Annotated in this window: 20 protein-coding genes; 10 read left to right on the top strand and 10 right to left on the bottom strand. The window is 49.6% G+C overall.

Translation table 11 applies throughout. The features are described 5' to 3' along the window. Positions 1 to 20: 20 nt before the first annotated feature. From QVC96_RS10945 to QVC96_RS10925, 5 genes are all read right to left on the bottom strand, one after another. Entirely contained in the window at positions 21 to 647 is a 627-nt protein-coding gene (locus QVC96_RS10945) for a hypothetical protein (protein ID WP_287689265.1), read from the bottom strand. Between the two features lie 15 nt (positions 648 to 662). Next, positions 663 to 1,082 carry a hypothetical protein gene (locus tag QVC96_RS10940; protein WP_287689264.1) on the bottom strand — a complete coding sequence of 140 codons (420 nt, stop codon included), beginning with the start codon at positions 1,080 to 1,082 and terminating at the stop codon, positions 663 to 665. Positions 1,083 to 1,157: 75 nt separating this feature from the next. Next, complete coding sequence (locus QVC96_RS10935) at positions 1,158 to 1,610, bottom strand: peroxiredoxin (RefSeq protein ID WP_287689263.1); 453 nt, start codon at positions 1,608 to 1,610, stop codon at positions 1,158 to 1,160. Positions 1,611 to 1,801: 191 nt separating this feature from the next. Then, positions 1,802 to 2,452: a cyclase family protein gene (locus tag QVC96_RS10930; protein WP_287689262.1), complete on the bottom strand. Its 651-nt coding sequence runs from the start codon at positions 2,450 to 2,452 to the stop codon at positions 1,802 to 1,804. A gap of 120 nt (positions 2,453 to 2,572) precedes the next feature. After that, positions 2,573 to 2,779: a hypothetical protein gene (locus QVC96_RS10925; RefSeq protein ID WP_287689261.1), complete on the bottom strand. Its 207-nt coding sequence runs from the start codon at positions 2,777 to 2,779 to the stop codon at positions 2,573 to 2,575. 155 nt (positions 2,780 to 2,934) lie between these two features. On the opposite strand from QVC96_RS10925, the gene QVC96_RS10920 reads away from it, so the two are divergent. The 4 genes from QVC96_RS10920 to QVC96_RS10905 all read left to right on the top strand — a co-directional run bounded on the left by QVC96_RS10920 (position 2,935) and on the right by QVC96_RS10905 (position 4,971). Next, on the top strand, positions 2,935 to 3,456 hold the full coding sequence (locus QVC96_RS10920) for a PaREP1 family protein (RefSeq protein ID WP_287689260.1): 522 nt from the start codon (positions 2,935 to 2,937) through the stop codon (positions 3,454 to 3,456). Between the two features lie 169 nt (positions 3,457 to 3,625). Then, positions 3,626 to 4,258: a type 1 glutamine amidotransferase gene (locus QVC96_RS10915; protein ID WP_287689259.1), complete on the top strand. Its 633-nt coding sequence runs from the start codon at positions 3,626 to 3,628 to the stop codon at positions 4,256 to 4,258. 159 nt (positions 4,259 to 4,417) lie between these two features. Continuing rightward, positions 4,418 to 4,678 carry an AbrB/MazE/SpoVT family DNA-binding domain-containing protein gene (locus QVC96_RS10910; RefSeq protein ID WP_238027066.1) on the top strand — a complete coding sequence of 87 codons (261 nt, stop codon included), beginning with the start codon at positions 4,418 to 4,420 and terminating at the stop codon, positions 4,676 to 4,678. Further along, complete coding sequence (locus QVC96_RS10905) at positions 4,675 to 4,971, top strand: type II toxin-antitoxin system VapC family toxin (RefSeq protein ID WP_287689258.1); 297 nt, start codon at positions 4,675 to 4,677, stop codon at positions 4,969 to 4,971. The genes QVC96_RS10910 and QVC96_RS10905 overlap by 4 nt, the downstream gene beginning before the upstream one ends. Before the next feature lie 16 nt (positions 4,972 to 4,987). On the opposite strand, the gene QVC96_RS10900 is transcribed toward QVC96_RS10905, so the two are convergent. Further along, the gene (locus QVC96_RS10900; RefSeq protein ID WP_287688834.1) at positions 4,988 to 5,524 is read right to left on the bottom strand and encodes an IS630 family transposase; all 537 of its coding nucleotides are present in this window, start codon (positions 5,522 to 5,524) and stop codon (positions 4,988 to 4,990) included. Continuing rightward, positions 5,496 to 5,984 (bottom strand): helix-turn-helix domain-containing protein, encoded by a 489-nt coding sequence (locus tag QVC96_RS10895; protein WP_238027283.1) that lies wholly within the window; start codon positions 5,982 to 5,984, stop codon positions 5,496 to 5,498. The genes QVC96_RS10900 and QVC96_RS10895 overlap by 29 nt, the downstream gene beginning before the upstream one ends. 188 nt (positions 5,985 to 6,172) lie before the next feature. Between QVC96_RS10895 and QVC96_RS10890 the strand changes: the two genes are divergently transcribed. The 3 genes from QVC96_RS10890 (at position 6,173) to QVC96_RS10880 (ending at position 9,195) form a co-directional block, all read left to right on the top strand. Continuing rightward, positions 6,173 to 7,336, top strand: a complete 1,164-nt coding sequence (locus tag QVC96_RS10890) for a glycosyltransferase (protein WP_287689257.1) — start codon at positions 6,173 to 6,175, stop codon at positions 7,334 to 7,336. Between the two features lie 157 nt (positions 7,337 to 7,493). Next, a complete protein-coding gene (locus QVC96_RS10885; RefSeq protein WP_238027063.1) occupies positions 7,494 to 8,534 on the top strand; it encodes a HoxN/HupN/NixA family nickel/cobalt transporter in 1,041 nt (346 codons plus the stop codon). A gap of 34 nt (positions 8,535 to 8,568) precedes the next feature. Further along, positions 8,569 to 9,195: a PIG-L deacetylase family protein gene (locus QVC96_RS10880; RefSeq protein WP_238027061.1), complete on the top strand. Its 627-nt coding sequence runs from the start codon at positions 8,569 to 8,571 to the stop codon at positions 9,193 to 9,195. Positions 9,196 to 9,239: 44 nt separating this feature from the next. Here the strand turns inward: QVC96_RS10880 and QVC96_RS10875 are convergent, their stop codons facing one another. Then, complete coding sequence (locus QVC96_RS10875) at positions 9,240 to 10,421, bottom strand: mandelate racemase/muconate lactonizing enzyme family protein (protein ID WP_287689256.1); 1,182 nt, start codon at positions 10,419 to 10,421, stop codon at positions 9,240 to 9,242. 128 nt (positions 10,422 to 10,549) lie between these two features. Between QVC96_RS10875 and QVC96_RS10870 the strand changes: the two genes are divergently transcribed. From QVC96_RS10870 to QVC96_RS10860, 3 genes are all read left to right on the top strand, one after another. Further along, entirely contained in the window at positions 10,550 to 11,515 is a 966-nt protein-coding gene (locus QVC96_RS10870; protein WP_287689255.1) for a radical SAM/SPASM domain-containing protein, read from the top strand. 67 nt (positions 11,516 to 11,582) lie between these two features. Beyond that, complete coding sequence (locus tag QVC96_RS10865; RefSeq protein WP_287689254.1) at positions 11,583 to 12,650, top strand: glucose 1-dehydrogenase; 1,068 nt, start codon at positions 11,583 to 11,585, stop codon at positions 12,648 to 12,650. A 6-nt stretch (positions 12,651 to 12,656) separates the two neighbouring features. Then, entirely contained in the window at positions 12,657 to 12,836 is a 180-nt protein-coding gene (locus tag QVC96_RS10860; protein ID WP_238027013.1) for a hypothetical protein, read from the top strand. Here the strand turns inward: QVC96_RS10860 and QVC96_RS10855 are convergent. Beyond that, entirely contained in the window at positions 12,791 to 14,536 is a 1,746-nt protein-coding gene (locus QVC96_RS10855; RefSeq protein ID WP_287689253.1) for a prolyl oligopeptidase family serine peptidase, read from the bottom strand. The two genes, QVC96_RS10860 and QVC96_RS10855, sit on opposite strands and share 46 nt — an antisense overlap. A 29-nt stretch (positions 14,537 to 14,565) precedes the next feature. After that, the gene (locus QVC96_RS10850) at positions 14,566 to 15,243 is read right to left on the bottom strand and encodes an STK_08120 family protein (RefSeq protein ID WP_238027008.1); all 678 of its coding nucleotides are present in this window, start codon (positions 15,241 to 15,243) and stop codon (positions 14,566 to 14,568) included. Positions 15,244 to 15,317 lie beyond the last annotated feature (74 nt).

Raw genomic sequence — 15,317 nt, 5'->3', positions numbered from 1 at the left:
TTTGACGTGAAAGATCCTGTCTACCAGTCGGTTACATCATTAAGCCAGGGTTGAACGAGTTCAAGCAGGTTATTGAACGTCCATCCAAACCTAAATAGTAACTCCTTTGCCTTCTCCTCTCTCTCGTAAGGGTAAAATGTGCCAAGGATAGCCCTCCTCCTAGAAACATCTCCCGTATAGTCCCTTACATTAACGTAAACGTTTGTCTCGCGGAACAGCGGAGAGATCTCATTCCTGGGATCCAAAATTATTAAGTTCACGTCCAGTCCGTCGTTCAGTGTCTCCAGCTCCTCCAGGCCGAGGGTCCTGGTGTAGAGATATATGTTAAGTTTCCTCCTGTTCACGTAATCCACGACCCTCTTAGCCTCCTTCAGGGCATATCCGTGATTTGCCGGGTTCAGAACCACTCCCGCAATTCCCTTGCTGATCTGCCTCTCAAGTTCAACCTCCACCGGTACTCTGCAACGCGGATTGTAAATACCCAGCTGAATGAACCCCTTTCTTCCCTTGGACCAGAGGTACTGCTGGTAAAACCCATCCACGCAACACTGGCATCCCAGCCTGTAGGACGGATTGAGAAGGACCAGATCCAGTCCAAGGTCCCTCTCGTATCCCCTGATCCCAACGTGCTGGATATCCACCATCATGAAAAACACTTTTTCCTATACATGGGGATGAGATCCTCCCTTCTCCTCTCCAGTGCACATCTTGAAGAAATCCTCTGACTCAAGTCTCTTGAGAACGTATATTCCGTTCCGCTCGGTTATGAAGAAGAAGGATCCGTCATCCTCCAGTCTCTGCAGGAAGGTCTTATTGTCGTCGTCATACATGGTCATGGAGATCTCCCTTATTAACGCGTTAAGGTCCTCCGCCTTGGAGAAGGAAACGTGAGTGTTGGAGTCCACAACGTACATCACTGATTCAAGGCCAATATTCCTTGAGATCAAGTAAAGGAGCAGGTCGGTGGTCTTTTTACTGGACACGATCACAAACCTCCTGTCCGCCATCTCCCTGCAGATCACTTCCTTCTTGCCGTCCTTGGCATACTTGTAGGCCAGAAACACGAGAATATCGGTTCTCATAAGTCAATCTTGAAGGCTGACTAAATTAAGGTTTCTGTTTCGATTAATATCATTACCAATTTTCTGGCCTAACCCTCACGTGAGTGGAGTGGGAGGGATAACCTTCAGGGCCTCCTTAACGTGGGAGGTTGGATTCATCTGCGAGGAATAGATCAACCTTATCTTTCCCTCCGGATCAATCACGAAGGTTACTCTCCCGGGAATTAGAAGCCCCTTGGCTCCGTAGAGCTCCCTTATTCTATCTCCCTCATCGCTGATCAGGGTGAAGGGAAGACCGTACTTCTCCTTAAATCTCACGTGGGATTCGGGTGAGTCTCCGCTCACCCCCATCGCCACGGCCCCTCTCTTCAGGATCTCGTCCCAGTTCTCCTTGAAGCTCAGAGCCTCCGCCCTGCATCCCGGAGTGTCGTCCTTGGGGTAGAAATATAGAACAACATACTTGCCCCTGAAGTCCGAGAGTCTTACCTTCTCCCCCTTCTCGTTTACGCCCTCGAAATCCGGAGCCTGATCACCTACCTTCAGCTTCATATCGAAAGTTTCGAGAACTAGTTTAAAATGATTTGTTTATGAGCATTTTCTAGGATTGCTTTTTAAAATCTGAGGATTTTAAAATAAGTAATGACAATCAGATCTCTTCGGATTTGATGATTCTTGAGAAGGTCTATTCAGGTACGTTACGCATTCCACGTTAAAGGTTCCCTACACAACAATTCCCCAAGTTACTCTTCAACAGCAATTACCCTAGCCATGGCTCCGCTCCCCTTCCCTATTTTTATTGGTAGCGCCACTATCGTATACTCCTTTCCAATTTCCAGTTGTTCTAGGTTAGCTAAGTCTTCAATCACTATAACTCCACTGCTTAGAAGTTTCTTGTGTACCCTGAAGTCCGTGTGATCGTATGGCTCAATTCCCAGAGTGTCTATACCTACCAGCTTAACTCCTCGCGACATGATGAATTCTGCCCCATCAAGCGATAGTCCGGGAAAGTCATAGAGGAACTCCCTGGTGAAGGCCCTCTTCTTGTCCCATCCCGTCCTTATGAGGATAGTCTTTCCGTCATATTCAGGCTTCCATACCTCCTTCAGCGCCTCTGCGGTGATCTCCTTACCCTTTATCTTGGGAGAGATGCAGTAGCCCCTGTTCACCAGGATATTTAGGTCAATCCTGTCCACCGTAACGCCATACTCGTCGAAATGATAGGGAGCATCTATATGTGTTCCAGTGTGTGTGGCAAAGGAGATTGTTTCCACGTTATATCCGTCCCTACTCATTATCCCGACTGGCCTTATCTCTACCATGGGATTGGTGGGCCATACAGGCATGAAGGGTTGGAGGGTTACGGTTAAGTCGAAAATTCTTTTTGGATTCATTGTATTATATTGTAGTTAAAACTCCTAAAAAGCAAAACGTAAGGTTCCATCGCAGGTTGTTTCATCAAACCTTATCCTGGGCCTAGTTCGGTTTGTTGCGTATATCACGTTAAAGGCTCCTTAAATACACGGTAATGTAGGGTATCCCCTCCTCTTCAGTTTCTTACCCCTCTCGTACCTCGGGCTTACCTCCTCTGCCTCCCACATCGCGAACTCCTCTACCTCCTCAACAGGTTTATGAGCCGGTGTAGAAAATACGGGGTCGAACACGATGCGAATCAACTCCAGAAGGGGTTGATATCGCGATTCTATGGTTACCTTGCTCATGGTATGACATCGTGTTCCCCTTAAAGTATTACTGAAAATGTTAGATTAATTTTGATCGTCTTACGTAGATTAACTAATTACAATTTGCAATGGATACCTGAATGGCCATAACACATCTCTTACAGGTTTTTAAACTTAAACTGGAATTATAATTCGTGGAGAGAGATTTAGTAAATGTCGATGAAAGTTACGTTCTAGCTAGGGTCATTGAGGCTATTAACGATTCCATTTTAGCCATTGACCTCTTTAAGAAGGGGATTACAAGGAATTCGGCAGGAAAGGCGTTCTCTTCGGTGAAGTCACTTCTCTCTGCGCTTGTGGTCAGGTATGAGGGCAAACTGATAGAACTGGGCAGTAACGAGGAGAAGGCTTGGCTGAGGACGAAAGGGCACCTGGTTCCCACCCACTCAATGAAGATGCTGTCAAATTATTTTAAGAGAATTGGGATAAACATTGATATTTTAGTTGAGAAGGCACTGGATCTTCACGAATATCAATACAACGGCTTCGAGCCTGATTTCTCTAGATATAGGAGAAAGGAGGACGTGAAAGCGGATCTAGTGGAGGTGGTGAGCCAGATTCCCGAACTTGTGGAGAAATATTTTTCAGATATCAGGGAGAGGGAGGTTGAACTCCTGGCCGAGAGACTTAAAGAGGAACTGAAATCGCTCAGTTAAGGAAAGGCTTTACGCTAGATCTGGTAAATGATGGAGGCTTTAGATTTCCAATCTTGTTAAGCAATTCATACGCAATGTTTAGCCATAGACCTGACTCCTTAGTTCAAGATTGAAAAGAGTTCAGCGATAATGCGTTTACAGATATTAATGCGTGGGCCATGAACGTCACATGCCTACGTACATCGTGATACAAAATCATCCGGTTGAAGGATTAGGCACTTTAAAACAGTTTCTGGGATCGGGGATAGATATGATCACGATGAGCGCGGAAAACCTGACGGGTGGGGAAAGGTTCGACGGACTGATAATACTGGGAGGACCCATGGGGGTATACGAGATGGAGAAGTATCCCCAGCTCAGGGTTGAACTCGAACTGATCAGGAAGGCCATCAAGGAGAATAAGAGAGTTCTAGGGATATGCCTTGGGGCCCAACTACTTTCCCACGCGCTGGGTGGCACAGTTGTGAAGGGTGGTCTAGGCCCGGAAGTTGGTGTTGGAAAGGTGAGGTTCACGGGAAGACTGGCGGAACTGCACGAGGTTGAGGTTTTTCAGTGGCATGGGGACACCTTTTCTCTTCCTGAGGGATCAGAGCTTCTGGCATACAGTAACCGATACTTCCAGGCCTTCTATTTCAGGCGTGCTCTGGGCCTTCAGTTTCATGTGGAGGTTAACGCGAGAATGGTTGAAGAGTGGATCAGGACGTATGGTGGTGATCCCGGCTTGACGAGAGAGGTGGAGAAAAGGGAGGATCACTTCATGAGAATAGCCCGTTACTTGGTGGAGTGGTGGTTAAGGCTCTAAACTGGTTTTTGCCTGGTGCGCAGGGGCTTTCCGCAAAGTTTTGCCGTCGCATATCTTTCAAGGTAAAAACCGGGTTACATCCTGCCTGCCAATCCCCAGGTCTCTCGACACGAAACATTTTTAGCGCAGTTTGACCAGCTAAACCCTAGTGAAGCCAGTTTGACCATCAGGGTGGAAGTGGGGAAGAAGGGGTACTTGATAATCCCCAAGAGTGTGAGGGATCTCCTGGGAATCAATGAGGGTGACACCCTCGAACTGAGGGTCGAGGACGGAAAAATAATTCTGGAGAGGGAGAGGAACGTTGACTTTAAGGAACTTGAGAGGAAATTTGAGGAACATGGCAGGAAGATAGCCTACGCAAGGAAGGCACAACTGGGAGACCTGAAGGGTCTCTCCCTGGAAGAGGAGTTCCAAGATTGATATTTCTGGACGCAAACTTTCTCGTATATCTTAACCTAAATGTGGATCCGGTAAAGAGGTTCTATCTGAAACTTCTGTCCAGCGAGAGTCTTGCCCTGGACGCGCTTGTGCTGGATGAGGTTATTTACGTCTCAAGGAAAAAGTATCAGGTTGACTTTAGCGACACCGTGGAGTTCCTGGATCAGCTCGTTCTACCCTATGTGACCCTGCTCCCCATTACCCTGAGGGAGTACGAGGTGGGTAAGGGAATAATGCTAAGGTACTCCATTCCTCCCTCCGATGCCCTTCACTAGTACTTTGTGGAAGTTTTTATCCATTGTTTTCTACCTCTATTTCATCTAAATCCAGATATTGGACCACATCAAGATTAAACTGATCGTGATGTTCCTCGAAGAACCTCCTCACCTCCTCCCTTGCCTCCTCCACGTTGTTGAAGAACCTGTTCGCAAGGTGGAACTTCAGGTCCTTGAAGATCCTCTCCACAGGGTTTAGCTCTGGCGAGTACTTTGGGGTGAAAACGGGTCTCACTCCCCTTCTCCTGAACAGGTCCAGGATAGCCCCCGTCTTGTGGGAGGAGTGGTTGTCAAGGACGAGGTACTTGGTCTCCCTGCCCCACTTCCTCTCCATCCTGTAAACGAAGCTCTTCATGTTCTTGCTGGAGAGGGAGTTGTAGAGGGTGTACAGCACCTTCCTTGAAATGGCGTCAAGGGCGAGGAAGACGTAGAAGTGCTGGAAGCCCAGGTTCACCCTGATCCTGGGCCTGGAACCCCTCCTGGCGAGGCACCTCCTCACCGTGGTGCCCACCACCACCCTTGTCTCATCGAAGAACGCTATCCTGCGTCCCATCAGTTCCTTCACTTTTTTTAAAATCGCGGTGCTTCTCCACCTCGGCCCTGGCGTTCACCGGCCTGGGCGTCACGAAACCGTACCCCAGCTGGTGCACTACCCTGTAAAGGTGATACCTATTGTAAACTATCCCCCTCTTCCTCAGCTCAGCGTTCAGCGCCCTCATGGTCCACCCCTCCAGGTTGTATCCCAGCTCCCTGGGACTTGTCTCCAGCACCTTCTTCACCTCCTCGCTGGAGTACTTCCTGGGCCTACCCGACCTTGGCCTATCCCTCAACGCTCCGACCCCTCCCCTCTTGTACTTCGCGACCCACTTCTTCACCGTTGAGTACGAAACCCCGAGGACCTCGGCCACCCTGTACTCCCTGAACCCGTCCACGAGGTACATCTTCACCCCCAGTATTCTCTGCCTTATCCTAGCATTCTTTTCCTCCCTGTAAGCCTTCTCTAATTCCTCCACATTCTATATTAGTAATACCAAGATAAAAACTTTACCTAAGTACTAACGTGGCGGTGATGCTGAATAACTCCATAAAGAGAATACTAACGGAGGATTCCGACTTCGACAGGATTCAGGAGGTATCTAGGATCTGGATTGAGTGATCCTCTGCTCATCTTTTATACCCTTTTTTGCTCTACTTTTCTAACTTGAAAGTTCTCGCGATCGTGGACTTCGGCCTCGTGGAACACAGCGGTGGATATCAGAGAAACCTAGAGATGATGAGGAGACTGCCCTCTTATCTGGACATGGATATCGTGCCCTCCCTGAGGAACGTGAGGCTGGCCCTGAATGGGCACAGGGATGAGCTCCTCTCCATCCTGAGGGATCTGGGGGCATGGAGTTCCTTGGATGCCGTGAGGGAGGCCAGCTCGGAGGAGGAGTTCACACAACGATTGAACCGCGATAAGTATGACATGGCCCTCGTTTACAGCAACTCGGGGGAAAATGTGGAGCTGGCCTCAAAGCTGACAAGTTCTCCAGTGGGAGTCCAGCTTCAACTGGAGCCGTTCTATAGGGATCTCTCCACCCTCTTCAGGATCAAGTTTAGAGGTCCCACGGGAAGGGCGCTTGATCGATTCCAGAGGGCCGTGCAGGAATCGAGGAGGGAGGAGAGAACCTGGTTATCCCTGATAAGGGCAAGAAAGTTGAACTTCACCATCTCCGTGAGTAGGGTACCCCTCGCCTATTCAGGTCTGAATGGCTTAATTCCGTACGACGTCACAATTCCTGGAAACGCCATAGACCCTGGCATCAGGAGATTCAGAAGGGAAAAGGAGGATTATGCCGTTTACTTCACCAGATTGATCCCGGAGAAGGGACTTTTTGATGTCCCCCTCATCTGGAAAAAGGTGAATGAGCGCAGAGACATGAGGCTATATGTCATGGGTCAATTCCTGGACGAGAAGGATGAGGAGGATTTCATGAGACTTATTCAAAGGCTCAACGTTAACGTGGAGTATCTGGGCTTCAAGACAGGGAGGGATCTGTATGAGATGGTTGCCGGAGCACAGTTCACTTTGTACCCCTCCCATTACGACAGTTTCTCCCTTGTGGTACTGGAATCGCTGGCTCTGAACACTCCCGTGGTTGCATATGATACGCCCGCCATAAGGGAGGTATATCAGGGAGTTAAGGGTGTCAGCACTGTGGAAGAGGACAATTTAACCGGTATGGCATCCCTCTGCTTGAAGCAAGGAGAGGTCAACGTCATCTTCCCTGAAATTTATTCCTCCTGGGACAAGGTGGCTCTGGCAGAAATTGAGTCCATCAATAAGATGGCCAAGACATTTTCCCTTCCGGGAGTATACTGACGTCCTGGAGCTGTTGCCTTCTCAAGGAATCCCACCTGGAAAGGAATTTGACAGTCCATCATTTCAAAACGTCGTAACTTGCTTTCATCCCTGATGAGCAGGTCTTACCACCTCTCCGTAGCGAAATCCTTTTAATATGGATAGGCTATCCAGCCACATGATCAGGAGTAAAATTGGTGTATTTTACGTCCTGAACCTGACCGTGATCGCGATCCTGTTTTTTGAACTTGTAAGGATTTCGCAGGAGGCAAGATCATCCTCTGTCTCCTTTTTCTCGCTGGGAGTTCTCGCGTTCTTCCTCGGATTGAGGCACGCGGTGGATGCAGATCACCTTGCAGCAATAGACAACTCCGTGAGGAAGCTGACGCAGGAGGGAAAGAGCTCACTACTGGTGGGAACGTTCTTTTCCCTGGGGCACTCCACTGTGGTCTTCCTCCTCTCCCTAGGACTAGTGCTCACCACGCGACTGGTGGAGGGAAGCATACCTAGTCTGGAGAGGATAGGTTCCATTGTGGGAACTTCCGTGAGCGGGGGAGTTCTCTACCTGCTGGGTTTCCTGAACTTCTTCGTTGCCCTAGAAATATATCAACTGTACAAGGGAATGATGAGGGGAGAGGTGGACAACGAAAGGGTGGAGAACGTACTGCAGAAGAGAGGATTGATGGGAAGGTACTTCAGGAGGCTATTCTCGTTAATAAGGAATCAGTATTACCTCTATCCCATAGGTTTCCTATTCGGGCTCGGGTTTGATACTGCCTCCGAGACCGCGCTTCTGGCGATCACCGCCACCTCCTCCGGGCTGTTCAGCAATGTCTCAGTGTGGTATGCCCTCCTGTTTCCAGCCCTGTTTGCAGGAGGGATGACACTCATTGACTCCACGGATGGATTCTTCATGAACGGGGCGTACAGATGGGCCTTCGCTGGAGACCCCCTCAGAAAGGTGTGGTATAACCTCACCATGACCGTGATCTCGGTAATGGTCGCCTTCCTGATAGGTTCACTGGAGCTTCTGGGCCTCCTTCAATCTGAGCTGGACCTTCAGGGAGGAATCTGGAGCTGGATTGCATGGGTTAATGGAGGGACGGAGTGGGGCTATGTGGGCATCTTCATCGTGTCTGTGTTCGTGGCCGTGTGGAGCATTTCTGCAGTGGTCTACAGGGTAAGGGTGAGCAGGGTCTCCAGGTCCTTCAACAGGTAAACCCTTTTATCTTGATCCCGTGACAGGAATTGAGTTGAAGGTTCTCGTCATCGCGCCTCATCCGGATGATGAAACCCTGTGTTGTGGGGGATCAATTCTGCGTTATGTGAGAAGGGGTGACGAAGTTCACGTTGCAGTGGTTACGGACGGAAGATACGGGGCACCACGTGAGGATTTAAGGGGGAAGAATGAGCTCGTCCAGCTCAGGAAATCCGAGCTGTACAGGGCAGTGGGCAGGCTCGGGCTAAAACCAGGTGATGTAACCTTCCTGGGATTTGAGGATGCGCATGTAAGGCTCAAGGCAGGCGAAGTGGAGTATGCTCTTAGGGACCTGATGAGGGCCTGGAACCCATCGGTGGTCTATTCACCCCTTCCCCACGATGGTCATCCAGATCATTCGGAGGTGGGAAGGATTGTGATGAGGTTAGGTGTCCCGGCAAGGTTCTACCTGATCTGGCTTCCCAGGGGAACTAGAAAAATAGAACTGCTTCAACTTAGAAACTGGAGAAGGGTTAGGGTGGACATATGTAAGCACAGGGAAACCAAGATTGGGGCAATTAACGAGTACAGATCGCAATTAGGAGGCCTTGGTAAGATCCTTGAGAGATTAACCGGAAGGTTTGAAACATTCTACGTTAACGCTTCCCTCCACTTAACCTGAAACCATGACTGAAATGACGAAATGTGGCCATTTCACTTTCCACGCTAGTAGTTTCTCCACGTCCCTCCCACAACCCACACGGGTTCCTCCACCACGTCCAGTGCCACGGGATCGCTCTTCAACTCCTCTAACACCTTCTCGTCAACCTCCACCCCAATTCCAGGTCTTTCTGGAACCCTGACCCTTCCCATCTCCACGGGAGTTCCATTCTTCACCAGATCTCTCTTCCACTGGGGGAACCAGTCGTAGAAGTTTTCCAGCAGGAGCAGGTTGGGAATAACGGAGGCCAGCTGAATGGACACAGCGTTCTGTATGGAACCAAAGGCGTTGTGGAAGGCAACCTCAACGTCAAAGGCCTCGGCCAGCGACGCTACCTTCTTGCCCACTGTAACTCCCCCAATGTTGGTTAGATCGGGCTGTAACACGTCCACCAGTCCCTCCTTCAGGTAAAGAAGGGTCTCCTTCAGGCTCACAAGCCTTTCACCCATGGCCACCTTCAGGTTAGAGTGCATCCTGTACTTCCTGTATCCCTCCACGTCCTCATGATGAACAGGCTCCTCAGCGAACAGGGGCCTGTACTTTTCAAGTCTTCTTGCGATCTCAATAGCCGAGTTGGCGTTAAACCTCCCGTGATGTTCAATCATGATCTCAACCTCATCGCCCACTGCCTCCCTTACTGCCTTCACCCTAGCTTCAGCCTGGTTAAGTCCACGTTCATCTATCCAGTCGTAATAGGGACCGAAGGGATCGAACTTCATGGCCCTGTATCCCATCTTCACCACTTCCTTTGCCTCCCTGGCGAAGTCCTCCGGCGTTACGCAATCCTTATACCACCCATTGGCGTAAACGGGCACATGATCCCTGAACTTCCCTCCAAGTAACTTATGAAGGGGAGCACCCAGTTCCTTTCCCACCAGATCCCAGAGCGCAATGTCCAGTGCACTGGTCGCGGTGGCGGACTCAAAGGACCTGCTCAGGTAGAAGTCCTGCTTATACCATTCGTGGTAGTTTCTCTCAACGCTTTCCACCTCCTTTCCCAGATAGCCCTTACTCACCTGTTGAATTGCGCTGAATACTGGCTTTACCCTTAATGTAGGCACGGCCTCTCCATATCCCACCATACCATCACTGGTCGTTACCCTCACCACAATCATGGTGGAGGCCCAGGTGGCAGATCCCTTTTCCTTTGAGGAGAGAGCGAACGGAGTAATCTCTTGGATTTTCATACCAAGAATGCTTCGCAATAAGTAATATACTTTCCAGTCTCATTACTCAATCAAATCTTTGATAATAAGATTTTAAATGTTCTTGGCATAACAATTTTCATGGTTTTTGAAAGCATGGGGGTGGTTCCTTGAACAGGAACCTCAAGGCAATAAAGTGGTTCATAAACACTCAGCTTCTTGGGAAATGGTACAGCGTCGCCTACGCCACGTTCAAGGTAACCTCCCACTGCAACCTCAGATGCACCTTCTGTAATCCCTCCTACTACTCCGGGACGCTGGAGGAGGCAAGTACTGAACAGCTCAAGAGAGTCATTGACAATTTGAGGTCCACCGTGGTGGTTTTATCCTTTGAAGGGGGAGAACCCACGACCAGGCCAGACATCCTAGAACTCCTAGAGTACGCCCACGACGGCTCATTTTACGTGATGTTAACCACCAACGGATACAAGCTGAACGATCCGGACTTTCTGACCAAGTTATCCGAGAGGATAGACTTTCTCCACTATTCAATTGACGAGTATCACTGGAACGTAAAGGCATTCGACACACTCTGCAAATTCAGGGAATATAGCCTGAAAGTTAACGTTCAGACCGTGGTCACAAGGTATAACATCGATAAGCTTGAGGAGAAGGTGAGAAAGGTCAGGGAATGCGGTTACAAGATCCTCCTAATGCCTGCAGTGGATTACCCGGACTCCAAGGTTAAGCTGGCCCCAGACCGGGAGAAGTATTTCCAGGTTCTCTCCTATCTCAAGAAGAAGTACGGCTCAACTCTAAACAACTCCTGGGGATTTATACGTGCTGTGGGTGGGGAACTTCCCAGCAAGTTAACGAGTTATGCCATCACGGTATATCCCAACGGTGACCTGCCCTACCCGGATGATGTTAACGGGGAAATAATAGGTAACCTCACCAGAAACAGGCTGGAGGACCTTCTCAGTTCAAGAAGGGCTGATGAGCTGAGAAAGAAGATGCTGGAGGACGTGGCCAGATATGAGTACCTCCACCTCCAGACGGCGTCCTTCAACAGTTTGAGAGATCTGGCAGAGTATGTGAGGGAAATGGGCAAGTGGGCCTTTACGGGAAGGGCGTGATAAAGTTGAAGTGCCCCACATTCGGGTTTCCCCCAAAAGATAAAGCCAAGTTGGAGACATTTCTATTATGAAGGCAATTATTGTAAGACCACCCAATGAAGGAGTTGAGGTCAAGGATATCTCTTTGAAGGAATCTGTAGACAGGAAGGTAGTGGTGAGGACTAAGCTTAACGGACTCTGCGGAACGGATAGGGGTCTGGTCACGGGTAGGCTCACCTTTGCCAGACCTCCTGAAGGATACGACTTTCTAGTTCTTGGCCACGAGACCCTGGGAGAAGTGGTAAAGGGCTTCGGGGAGTTCAGTCCCGGAGACCTGGTGGTACCTGTGGTAAGGAGGGGATGCGGGTCGTGTCTAAACTGTATGCTGGGGAGACAGGACTTTTGCGAGACCGGGAGATTCACGGAAATAGGGATCAGGGGAGCTCACGGAACCATGAGGGAACAGTTCCTTGAGGACCCAAGATATCTTGTGAAGATCCCTAAGGAACTGGGAGAAGAGGGAGTTCTGCTGGAACCTCTCTCCAATGTGGTTAAGGCACTTACAGAGATGGAATATCTTCAGAGAAGGATGTGGTGGAGATGCGACGATTCCACCTACTCGTGTAGAACGGCTGTGGTTCTGGGAAGCGGTCCCATTGGTCTCCTGTTCTCCATGGGTCTCCGAAGCATGGGGTTTCAGGTAATAGTGGCGAACAGAAGGCCTCCTTCCAACGTGGAAAGCGAGATCACCAGGGGGATAGGTGCGACCTTCGTTAACACCTCGGAACATGGGGATCTTGAGCCCGACCTTCTCGTGGATACGTCTGGTCATCCCTCGGCCATCGTACCGCTCCTTTCCAGAGTAAGGAAAAACGGGGCGGTTATCCTTTTCGGGACAACGGGACTGGAAAAATATCAGCTTACAGCGGATGATGTAACAGCCCTAGTAGAGAATAACGTGCTCATCTTTGGAAGCGTAAACGCGTCAAAGGCCGACTTTGAGGGTGGGGTTAACCTGCTCATGGAGTGGAAGTCCAGATATCCAGGTATCCTTGAAAGGATGATTACCAAGAGGGTTAGCGTTGAGGAGGCTCCACAGGTCCTGAGGGAGAAGATCCCAGGGGAGATAAAGACCGTCATAGATTGGACTTTGTGAGAATGAATGGAAAGAACGGAGTTACTTTACGTGGTCTCCGGGCTCCTTTTCCTCACAGTCTTTGGTGTGTATCTCACGTTAAAGGACTTCACCGTGGGATTGATACTTACCATCATCTCGGTCATATGGGCCCTCTCCATCTACATCTTCATGGTGAAGTTCTGGAAGGAGGAATCCAGCGAGTGACATTGTTCCACGAAGGAGACTATCACGGACATCTCCTCAGCGCTAGCCTCAGGCCTGCTCAGGTTGTGTCCAGCCCTCCTGTTCACGAAGAGGTAAACCCTGTTCCCCAGCTCCCTGGACTTGGCCACATACTTAAGTGCGTGCATGGGGTGGACCCTATCGTCATTTAGCCCCGTGTACACCAGGGTAGGTGGAAGACCCTTCTTCAGGTTGTGGTAGGGGCTATACGACTGAAGGAAATCAGCGTCAGTTTCAGGGTTTCCGTACTCTGGAACCCAGTACATCCCCGCCAGATACCTGTGGAATTTCAACATGTCCAGGACTGGATACCCTATCACCCCACAGTCAACCAGGTGGGTATAGAGATTGAGGGTTGCCCCCACCAGCAGTCCACCGTTACTTCCACCCATGGCTATGGTTCTCCCTCCCATCATCTTCACGACCTGGAGGAACTCTGAGAAGTCCTTGAACACGTTCATCTTGTTCCTGAGCATTCCAGCCTTATGCCATTCCTCCCCATTTTCGAAGCCTCCCCTGAGGTTTGTGACCAGGACGGAGTAACCTGAATCCATTAGCTCGAGAAAGAGAGGATTATAGCTGGGCAACAAGGGAATTGAGAAACCACCGTAACCGTAAACCACGACTCCCCTGTTTCCACCCTTGGTAAGAAGGAACCCATGCAGAAGGACGTCTCCCTGTACGTATACCTCCTTCACTGTGAGCTTCTCCTCTCTTCCACTTTTCAGAACCTCTACCTTCCCATCCTTAATCTTGAAAATGGCATAGGACTTGTTGAATGAGGTCTCCAGCGCATAGATCTCGTTTTCCACAACGTCAAAGGAAAGTATATGATCCCGCGTGTAACTCCAGGTCTCCCTTCCCTCCTCGGAGTACTTCACGAGAGAGGTTCTGTAATTCCTAATCTCAAGGGTCAGAATTCCGTCATCCATCACTTTCATGTCCAGGACTGGCCTATCTAGGGTGAATAACTCCTTTCCATCCCGAACAAGGGAATTTCCTTTGACGTAATGTACTCTTCCTCCGTTCATGTCGTAAGAGGTGATATCACCCTCATCCATTTTCTCGAAGTTTCGATAGATCACCTTCTTGCTCCAACCTATTCCCCTCACCAGGAGAATGTTATCCCCCTCTGCCTTAACTGATATCCATTCACCCCTCCCAGGGTAGAAGGGGAGCATCTCCTCCTCGCAGAATATCCTCTCCACAGCAGGAGGTACACCGTCTGGGGAGCTCTCTGTTCTGTACTCTTTAACGTAACATAACCTACCATTCAGATAGAAGAATTGATTAACTAGTCCTTGGACTCTCCTCATCACTTGGCCGTGTTCGTCCACCAGGAGGGAATATCCCTGGTCAGACCCAGTAATTCCCACTCCTATTCTCACGAGGTCCGAGTTCCACACCTTCTCCAGAGAGTTGAAAATATCCTGTTCCCTCTCGCTCCTAACCACGTTTCCGTTGATCTCAGCGTGAACTCCCTCTCTAGATCTGACTAGGATGGCCAGTCCCTTTCCTATACCCACCAGCGCGATGGGCCTCTCCTCAACAAGCCTCGTAAGGATGGACTGGTAGTGGAGCTTCGCCCTCTCCTGAAGGAAGGAGGACCTCCTGCTCTCCTCCTCAATGAACTCCTTCGTCCTGGGATCATCTAGGTTTTCAAGGTATTCAAAGGGATCCATGAGCTAGTTAGCAACCTAGGATAATTTGGTTAACCTCCTTTCTCTCCCTTCACAATTACCGTGATCATGTCGCCCAGTTCCGACAAATCTCCACCGCTCTCAAGGTCCCCATTTCTAAACCTTAACTCCACTTTTCTGGAACCGTCCGAGACGAGTACAACCACCTGTGAATTCACGCTCCAGAGCATGGCCTGCTCCAGAATTTCATCTAGCTGATCCTTTCCCACCTGTTTAGAGAGGAGGGTCTTCATGCCCAGAAGTAGCTTAACGTTGCTAGGAACTCCCCGTTCTTCCCTTCTTTCCTCGCTGGGGATCGATTCCAGATCCCTCTTAAATATTTCCACGCCCCTTCTATAGAATTCCTCAGTCTGTCTCTTGGCAACCCTCTCAAAGGGTCCCCTGTAAAAGAAGGTTAATCTCACCACGGTCCTGTCCCTGGTGGGGAGGATGAGGAAGCGCAGGTATGAGTTTACCTTCACAAGTCCCTGGGTTTTCTTGATGAGGTAAGTTATCTCGTCCCTGGACTGTTGCATTGTCACCCTGAGCGTGACCGTTATCATCCATGAGACCTGAAGTTCCCAGCCCTCCTCAGTCTCCTTTAGACTCTTGAAGCTTGGGACGTACTTCATGAGGTTGTGCGGATTGGATAGGTACTCCTTAACCACGTTACTGGGTTTGCTCGTTTCAAATTCGTATGTGACTTCCACATTTTATAATTATGATTCTTAGTTAATAAATAAAGGATGATGGAATCATTGTTGAAAATTGGGGGATATTCCAA

It is taken from the genome of Metallosphaera javensis (ex Sakai et al. 2022) (assembly GCA_021654415.1).
GTDB classification, from domain to species: Archaea; Thermoproteota; Thermoprotei_A; order Sulfolobales; family Sulfolobaceae; genus Metallosphaera; species Metallosphaera javensis.
This window is presented reverse-complemented; position numbering and strand designations above follow the sequence as displayed.

Excerpts from the sequence above, each read along its gene's own strand:
- QVC96_RS10875 (WP_287689256.1), bottom strand. The coding sequence starts at position 10,421 with ATGAAAATCCAAGAGATTACTCCGTTCGCTCTCTCCTCAAAGGAAAAG.
- QVC96_RS10940 (WP_287689264.1), bottom strand. The coding sequence starts at position 1,082 with ATGAGAACCGATATTCTCGTGTTTCTGGCCTACAAGTATGCCAAGGAC.
- QVC96_RS10885 (WP_238027063.1), top strand. The coding sequence starts at position 7,494 with ATGATCAGGAGTAAAATTGGTGTATTTTACGTCCTGAACCTGACCGTG.
- QVC96_RS10935 (WP_287689263.1), bottom strand. The coding sequence starts at position 1,610 with ATGAAGCTGAAGGTAGGTGATCAGGCTCCGGATTTCGAGGGCGTAAAC.
- QVC96_RS10865 (WP_287689254.1), top strand. The coding sequence starts at position 11,583 with ATGAAGGCAATTATTGTAAGACCACCCAATGAAGGAGTTGAGGTCAAG.
- QVC96_RS10930 (WP_287689262.1), bottom strand. The coding sequence starts at position 2,452 with ATGAATCCAAAAAGAATTTTCGACTTAACCGTAACCCTCCAACCCTTC.
- QVC96_RS10915 (WP_287689259.1), top strand. The coding sequence starts at position 3,626 with ATGCCTACGTACATCGTGATACAAAATCATCCGGTTGAAGGATTAGGC.
- QVC96_RS10855 (WP_287689253.1), bottom strand. The coding sequence starts at position 14,536 with ATGGATCCCTTTGAATACCTTGAAAACCTAGATGATCCCAGGACGAAG.
- QVC96_RS10900 (WP_287688834.1), bottom strand. The coding sequence starts at position 5,524 with ATGGGACGCAGGATAGCGTTCTTCGATGAGACAAGGGTGGTGGTGGGC.
- QVC96_RS10860 (WP_238027013.1), top strand. The coding sequence starts at position 12,657 with ATGGAAAGAACGGAGTTACTTTACGTGGTCTCCGGGCTCCTTTTCCTC.
- QVC96_RS10945 (WP_287689265.1), bottom strand. The coding sequence starts at position 647 with ATGATGGTGGATATCCAGCACGTTGGGATCAGGGGATACGAGAGGGAC.
- QVC96_RS10925 (WP_287689261.1), bottom strand. The coding sequence starts at position 2,779 with ATGAGCAAGGTAACCATAGAATCGCGATATCAACCCCTTCTGGAGTTG.